This window comes from Streptosporangium sp. NPDC051023 (assembly GCF_040689595.1).
Lineage (GTDB): Bacteria > Actinomycetota > Actinomycetes > Streptosporangiales > Streptosporangiaceae > Streptosporangium.
Genome location: NZ_JBFBCE010000169.1, coordinates 1 through 7,187, shown reverse-complemented (window position 1 = coordinate 7,187; position 7,187 = coordinate 1). Strand labels below are relative to the sequence as shown.

Below are 7,187 nucleotides of genomic sequence, written 5' to 3'. Positions count from 1 at the left end.
GCGGGACGCGCAACTATGGTTCATCGCCCGGATCGAGTGGAGCGGAGGGTTTACGTGGGGGGCGAATGGTGGTCCCTTCGATGAGATGTGGGGCGAGCAGCCCGAGGTGGTACTCGGTGACGGCCCTGGGTAGCCGCAGCCCTGGCGCGGAGGCCAGGGCTGCGGCGAAGGCTCGGGTCAGCTCACGTCTGGAACGGCGGGCTTGTCGTTCGTCCAGCCGGCCTTGAACGTCTCCACGCCGGACTGGCCGAGCATCGTCTTGCCGCCGTCGTTGAGGTCGGTGTACTCGGCCAGCAGCGTCATGGCCGTGGTGTCCACGAGGAGCTGCTGTTTGAGCACCGACCCCTTGCTGGACGAGACGGGCAGGGCGAGCTTCTGGCCGGAGCGGCCCAACGGGTCCTTGCTCCGGCCGAGGTCGCTGACGCCCTTGGTGGTCTTGAGGACCTGGTAGGCGGCGGTCCTGACCTTGTCGGGTACCGGGTTCGCGTACAGGAGCTCGGCCGCCCGCTCGGCGACATATCGGTCGAGGTTGACCAGCCAGTCGTTCTTCGTGGCCTTCGGGTCGGTGGTCTTCGCCTCTTCGGCGGCCTCGTCGATCCAGGTGTTGACCTCGGCGGTCAGCTGCTTCCTGAGCGCCTCGGCCTCCATCGGCAGCGCCTGGAGCTGCTGGTACGTAACATACTTCTCGCCCAGCCGGAACCCGTTGGGCCGCCCCTTGGCCGCCTGCACGGAGCCCTTGCCGGGCTGGGTGGACAGGTGAACCTTCATGCCTTCCGTGCGATAGTCCCAGATGGTCGGAGATCCGTCGGCGCGCCAGGCCGCCTCGTCCTTCTTGGTCGCGGGCTTGGCTCCCAGCTCACGGAAGCCGTTCCAGCTTCTGCCCTCTGGCGACAGCCACTCGGTGCTGACCCTGCGCTGGGTCAGGTGGTAACCGCTGCCGACCGCGTGAGGGTGGGTCTTGGTGAAGATCGTCTCGACCCGCCAGTACGCTGCCTTCGGCGCGTCGGCGGACGCCGGAACAGCGGCCACACCGGCGAACAGCAGCCCAGCAGCAACGGCAAGAGTGAATCTCATTCGTTCTCCTTCAACGGGTTGGAATCCGCCCAGCGGCTGTCCCGGATCGCGGTGTACGCCAGGAGCGAGCCGTCCGCAGCGGAACGGACTTCGATGGAAAGGGGCCTGCCGGAGGCGGGGTCGATCACCAGCCGGGTCCTGGTCGCCCCCCTGTAGCTCGGCGGCGCGAACTCGCCGGACTCATACTCGATCGCCTGCCCGGCCCGGCCCAGCGCATCGCTCACCTGCCCGACGGCGGTGACCCCGGGCACCGAGGCGAGCAGCCGGTACGCGGCGGCCCTGGTTCCGCTCGTCACCGGCGCGAAGAACAGCAGCCGCGCCGCGGTATCGATGGTCGTACGATCGTCGGCGGCGAAGAACGCCTTCAGCCCCTCAGGGGTGTCGGGCACCTCGCTCATCTTGGTCAGCGGCTTGCCCGCCGTGAGGATGCGGAAGTCCCAGTCCTCGGTCGACCAGGTCCGCTGCTCACCAGGTTCGGACCGTACGACACCGAAGCGTCCGTTTTCCGAGGGCTTGTCGTACGTCCAGGACATCGGCGAGCCGTCGGCGACCCACGCCGCCTCGTCCCGGGGCGTCGCGGGCTTGATCCCCTGAGAGGTCCGACGGTACCAAGTGCGCCCTTCGGGGTCCGCGGGGATCCAGGTCTCGACCGACTCGCTCTCACGCAGGACGTACCGTCCGCCGGGCTCGTGGAACTGCCAGCCGTGGACCTCCGTGCCGCCCCACCACGCGCCTTCGTCGGGCATGGCGGCCGCTGAGGCGGCCGCGACCAGTAGGAACCGCTTGCCGTCCGCCTGGATGGCCGGGCCACGAGGGGCGGGCACGCCAGCGGGCGCGACGTGCGCGATGACGATCGCCGCCGCGGCGGCGGCGGCCATGCCAAGCGCCAACGCCCTCCACCTGACGGTCCTGCGGCCACGCCGTACCCGCTCCTCAGCGAAGGCGGCGGCCAGCCGTTCGCGCCCGGCCTGCTCGACCTCGGGCGACAACGGCGGTGTGGGCAGCAGGTCCCGCACTGCCCGGTAATCATCCATCAGAGCCTCCAAGCAACGGATTGACGCCGCCCAGGGCGGCACGGAGCTTCCTGCGGACCCGAGACAGGCGGGATCCGACGGTGCCGTACGGGATGTCGAGCGCCTGGGCCACCTCTTCATGGCTCAGCTCGCCCAGCGCGCTCAGCAACAGCACGTCCCTGTCGCCGTCGGAAAGCGCGCGCAGTTCGGCCGCGAGCCGCCCCTGTGTGCTCACGGCGTCCACGCGGGTGACCACGCGATCCTCGTGGCCGTACTCCCGGCTGTCGTCCGCGCCGGCGCTGCGCTGCAGCGCCGCCAGCCGCCGGGCTTCGGCGCGCCGGTGCAGGGCGATCACGTTGCCGGCGAAGCCGTACAGCCAGGGACGGACCGCGCCACGCCGGGGATCGAACGTCTCACGTTTCCTGAACGCGGCCAGGAACACCTCGGCCGTGAGGTCGTCCGCGGCCTGTCGGTCGAGCCGCCTGCCCAGGTAGGCGTGGATCTCGCTCACGTACCGGTCGTAGATCTCACCGAATCGTTCGGGCGTCCGGCGCGACAGCTCCACCAGAGCCTCGTCGCTGATCGTCCCCCGTGGATCGGCGAGATCCGGAGCCGTCGAATTGGCAGTCACATCCCCTACTCATCCGATGAGGCGTTCCGCTTTCACTCCCTGGTGAAAGCGGTCGGCTTTTCCGGCGGAGTACAGGTGATCCGCCATTCGCGGCGGACCACAGGGATACCGGATGGAAGAGGATATGAGAAGCAGATTTTCGTTACTGGCGGGGGTCATGGTGCTGGCGCTCGCCGCACCAGGGGCTGCGGTGGCCGAGGACGGGCCCGCGCCGGCCGGCACTCCTGTCACGGTCACCCTGATCACCGGAGACCGGGTGACGCTGACCGGCACGGGCGGCGGCGTCCAGGTCGAGCGAGGCGCGGGCCGTACCGGGATCTCCTTCGTCATCGATGAGCGGGAAGGGCGGCTGCGGGTCCTACCCAGCGACGCTGCCTCGTTGGTGCGCCGGGGACGGCTTGATCCGAGGCTGTTCGACGTGACGACGCTCATCGAGTTCGGCTATGACGACCGCCGCGGCGACCTGCCGCTCATCGTGACCGGCTCGGAGGCGGCGCGCGCGGGTGGGCTACGTTCGGCGATGACCGCAGGCGGCGCCCGGGTGACGCGGGAGCTGAGCGCGGTGTCCGGCCTGGCCGTACGGGCCTCCAAGCAAGACCGGGCCAGGTTCTGGAACGGCGTCGTCGGCGGTGGGCAGGCCCTGTCCGGTGGGGTGGGCAAGATCTGGCTGGACGGCCTGCGCAAGCCGGCGTTGGACAGCAGCGTCAAGCAGATCGGCGCACCCATCGCGTGGCAGCGGGGCTACACCGGCGCCGGGGTGAAGGTGGCGGTGCTCGACACCGGCGTGGACGCCACGCACCCCGACCTGTCGGGCCGGGTGAGCGCGCAGGCCGACTTCACCGGATCCGCCGATCTCGCGGACCGCAACGGGCACGGCACTCACATCGCCTCCACCATCGCGGGCAGCGGCGCCGCCTCCGGCGGGACGTATAAGGGGGTCGCACCCGGTGTCAGCATCCTGGCCGGGAAGGTCTGCGCGATCTTCTGCGAGGAGTCGGCGCTCTTGGCGGGTATGCAGTGGGCTGGCGAGCAGGGCGCGAAGGTGGTCAACCTGAGCCTGGGCGGCGCCGACACCCCTGAGATCGATCCGCTGGAGTCGGCGGTGGAGACGCTCACCCAGCGCTACGGCATGCTGTTCGTGGTCGCTGCGGGCAACAGCGGCGATGAGCGCTCGGTGGAATCGCCGGCCAGCGCCGACGCGGCCCTGGCCGTGGGAGCCGTCACCAAGTCCGACGAACTCGCCGATTTCTCCAGCAGGGGGCCGCGCGCCGCCGACTCGGCGCTCAAGCCCGAGATCACCGCGCCCGGGGTGGACATCGTCGCCGCCCACGCCAAGGACGCGCCGTCCGGCGAGGGCTCCTACATCGCGATGTCCGGCACCTCGATGTCCACCCCGCACGTCGCCGGGGCCGCCGCGATCCTGGCCGGGCAGCACCCGGACTGGAGCGCGGGCACGCTCAAAGCGGCGTTGATGGGATCGGCATCGTCCAACCCGGCGGTGGGCGTCTTCGACCAGGGCGCGGGCCGGGTCGATGTGGGGCGGGCCACGGCCCAGGCGGTGACCGCCGAGCCCGGCGGTGTCGGCTTCGGCGTGCAGCAGTGGCCGCACGACGACGACAAGCCCCTCACACGGCAGGTCACTTACCGCAACCACGGAGCCGCGCCGGTGACGCTCAAGCTGTCCGTGGAGAGCCAGGGCGATGCGAAGCCGTTCACGGTGAATCCCACGACGGTGACGGTGCCCGCGGGAGGGCAGGTCGACGTCTCGGTCACCGCCGACACCGCGGCGGCCCCGGTGGGATACCTCGGCGGCTACCTCGTCGCCGCCAGCGGTGACCTGCGGGTGAGCACGCCGGTGGCGGTGGAGAACGAGAGGGAGACCTACGCGCTGACCCTCGAACACACCGGCCGCGACGGCAGCCCGACCGCCGACTACCTCACCACGCTGCACCGGACGGACTCCTCCGGCTTCATCAAGGAGATCACCGTGCAGGACACTGGCGACGGCCCCGTCACGCTCCGTCTGCCCAAGGGCGGCTGGATGGTCAGGAGCACCCTGTTCGACGGAGACCACACCACCCAGCTGATCCACCCCGGCCTCGACCTGGCCGAGAACCAGACCCTCGCCCTGGACGCGCGCCTGGGCAAGCCGATCTCGGTCACCGTGCCCGACCCGTCGGCCGCGCAGGTCGGAGCGCAGGTCACCTTCAGCGATGGGAGGCTCTCCTATCCCGTCGTCTCGGACCGGTTCGAGAACCTGACGACCGCGCAGCTCGGCCCCGACCGTTCCTACGACGGGTCACTGACCCAGATCAGTGGGACGTGGGCACTGCCCGGCGGCTCCCGCGTCTACCGGCTCGCATGGTTTCACAAGGGCGGCATGGTTACAGGGTTCCGCCGCAAGGTGGCCGGCCGTGACCTGGCGACCGTCCACATTGCCTATGCCGCCCACCTGACTGGCGGCAGGGGCCGCGCCGCGGTCGCCGCTCAGCTGCCCGGCGGCCCGATCTCTGACCTGCTGACCGAGACGACGTTCACCACGCCGTCCGTGCGCGTTGAGTACGTCAATGCCGACGGCGGGGCGAAGTGGCGGCGCTACTTCTGGGAGGACGGCCCCGAGAGCAGTGGGACCGCCTTGGAGTCAAGCCTCACCGGCTACACGCCCGGCCGCGTCTACCGGGAATCGTGGAACCTGGGCGTCTTTTCTCCCGTCCTGGCGGGGGGCGAGGAGTTCGGCGGGCTGACCCGTTCCGGGGACTCCATCCGGGTGAACGTGCCCATGTACGGCGACGGCGCCGGTCACGCCGGCTGGTCGGTTACCACCCGGGCGCGCGTCGCGCTCTACTGCGACGGCGTCTTGGTCGCCGAACACTCCGAATTGGGCGGGAAGGGGTTCCAGGTTCCACCGAGCGCAGCGAACTACCGGGTGGTCGTAGAGACCGAGCGAGGCGCACCCGCCACCCTGACGACCCGCAACTCGGCCGCCTGGACATTCCGCTCCGAGCGCACCGAGGACGACAACCCCCTGCCGGTCTCCGTCGTCCGCTTCTCCCCCGCGCTGGATGCCCGTAACACCGCACCCAGCGGCGAAACCTACCGGATACCGGTCCGCGTGGAACGACAGCGGGGCTCGACCGCCGACGAGGTGCGCGACCTCACCGTGGAGGTCTCCTTCGACGACGGCGCCACCTGGAGCCCGGCCCAAATCCGCAAGGGCCAGGTCACAGTGAACCACCCGGCCGCGGAAGGGTTCGTCTCCCTGCGCGCGAAGGCCGCCGACACCTCAGGGAACACCGTCGAGCAAACCATCATCCGGGCCTACCGCATCGCACCCCGGAACTGACCGCGAGCCGTGGGATTGCCACCTCTGATGCGTTCCCGCTGGGGGATGGTGGCCTTGATGCCGCGCCGCCGCTGGAGAGGTGGGGCATCGTCGCTGGCCGCAGCATCGACTTCCGCCCACCGCACGAGGCCCTGGACACCGCCCCGGCGGCCGTCTTATCTTCCGCGTCTTCGCCGCGCCGAGATCATCCGCAAACTCATCGGTGAGGGCACCCACGAGGGTTGCCAAGCGGAGCGCCCCCCGGCAGGTGATCATGACTGGCTGAGACTGAAACAATTCACCACGTAACCGGTCGCGTCGATCAGCTGGCGTGACCGCTGCTGATATCCGTGAGGGCGCCCCCCACCGCGCCGTGCGAGGTGGGGGCGCCCTCGCATGCCTGGAGGCTCCCCATGCCGGTCGGTTTCCTATCCGCCGGGCAACGCAGCCGATACGGCGTTTTCAACGCCGTCCCCGACATCGCCCAGTTGGGCGCCTTCTTCCACCTGGATGCCGACGACCGGCGCCGCTACGCCACTGTCCGACGCTTCCTGCCCAAGCTGCTCAAGCACCTCGACTTCGACGCCGGTGCCGCCGAGACGTCCGGGCAAGGGGCGCGGCGCGGCCATGAGGTGCTGGCGGCGCTGGACTTCCTCAAAGCGATCGAGCGCCGCCGCACCGACTTCGACCCCCGCGAGGTTCCGTGGGCGTGCTGTCCTCGGCCTGGCGCCGGCGCGTCTTCCCCAAACGCGGAGAGTTGGCCCGAGCTGGTCCGCGACGGGCAGCTGCGGCCGTTGCGCACGCCCCCGCCCGCCGGGTAACCCCCTTTAACCCCCTCGCGTTCAGCGCGCCGGATGCTCCCGGGCTGGACGGCTCTCGGTGAGCATCCGGCGTACCTGCTCATGCGAGATCCCGGCGCTCGTACCGATCTTGCGCAGACCCCATCCCTCACCCCGCGCGTCCGCCATCGCCACCATCAGCGCCGCACCGGTCACCTCTTCCAGCATCGCACGCAGCTCCGCCAACCGGCGCAGCCGTACCGCAGGCGCCAGGTCGGCGATCTCCCGACAAAAACGATCAACATCAGCACGCAGGAACGTCACACCCTCAGAATCCGCCATTGAGCAAGACTGGCCTGGTCAGACCT

Annotated in this window: 6 protein-coding genes; 2 read left to right on the top strand and 4 right to left on the bottom strand. The window is 70.1% G+C overall.

Annotated elements, in window-relative coordinates; all coding sequences use genetic code 11:
* Positions 1-177: 177 nt before the first annotated feature.
* The 3 genes from AB0395_RS47205 to AB0395_RS47195 are packed head-to-tail and all read right to left on the bottom strand — an operon-like array spanning position 178 to position 2,718.
* Positions 178-1,074 carry a hypothetical protein gene (locus AB0395_RS47205; protein WP_366294640.1) on the bottom strand — a complete coding sequence of 299 codons (897 nt, stop codon included), beginning with the start codon at positions 1,072-1,074 and terminating at the stop codon, positions 178-180.
* Positions 1,071-2,108, bottom strand: coding sequence for a CU044_5270 family protein (locus AB0395_RS47200; RefSeq protein WP_366294637.1), 1,038 nt, complete (start codon positions 2,106-2,108; stop codon positions 1,071-1,073). Before AB0395_RS47200 ends, AB0395_RS47205 begins: the two co-directional genes overlap by 4 nt.
* Entirely contained in the window at positions 2,101-2,718 is a 618-nt protein-coding gene (locus tag AB0395_RS47195; RefSeq protein WP_366294634.1) for an RNA polymerase sigma factor, read from the bottom strand. Before AB0395_RS47195 ends, AB0395_RS47200 begins: the two co-directional genes overlap by 8 nt.
* Positions 2,719-2,842: 124 nt before the next feature.
* Here AB0395_RS47195 and AB0395_RS47190 point away from each other — a divergent pair, with 124 nt between their 5' ends.
* Positions 2,843-6,061 (top strand): S8 family serine peptidase, encoded by a 3,219-nt coding sequence (locus AB0395_RS47190; RefSeq protein WP_366294632.1) that lies wholly within the window; start codon positions 2,843-2,845, stop codon positions 6,059-6,061.
* Positions 6,062-6,453: 392 nt separating this feature from the next.
* Entirely contained in the window at positions 6,454-6,861 is a 408-nt protein-coding gene (locus AB0395_RS47185) for a hypothetical protein (RefSeq protein ID WP_366294629.1), read from the top strand.
* Positions 6,862-6,882: 21 nt separating this feature from the next.
* Here the strand turns inward: AB0395_RS47185 and AB0395_RS47180 are convergent, their stop codons facing one another.
* The gene (locus tag AB0395_RS47180) at positions 6,883-7,143 is read right to left on the bottom strand and encodes a hypothetical protein (RefSeq protein ID WP_366294627.1); all 261 of its coding nucleotides are present in this window, start codon (positions 7,141-7,143) and stop codon (positions 6,883-6,885) included.
* Positions 7,144-7,187 lie beyond the last annotated feature (44 nt).

Coding starts and splice junctions, on each gene's coding strand:
- AB0395_RS47185 (WP_366294629.1), top strand. CDS start 6,454: ATGCCGGTCGGTTTCCTATCCGCCGGGCAACGCAGCCGATACGGCGTT.
- AB0395_RS47205 (WP_366294640.1), bottom strand. CDS start 1,074: ATGAGATTCACTCTTGCCGTTGCTGCTGGGCTGCTGTTCGCCGGTGTG.
- AB0395_RS47200 (WP_366294637.1), bottom strand. CDS start 2,108: ATGGATGATTACCGGGCAGTGCGGGACCTGCTGCCCACACCGCCGTTG.
- AB0395_RS47190 (WP_366294632.1), top strand. CDS start 2,843: ATGAGAAGCAGATTTTCGTTACTGGCGGGGGTCATGGTGCTGGCGCTC.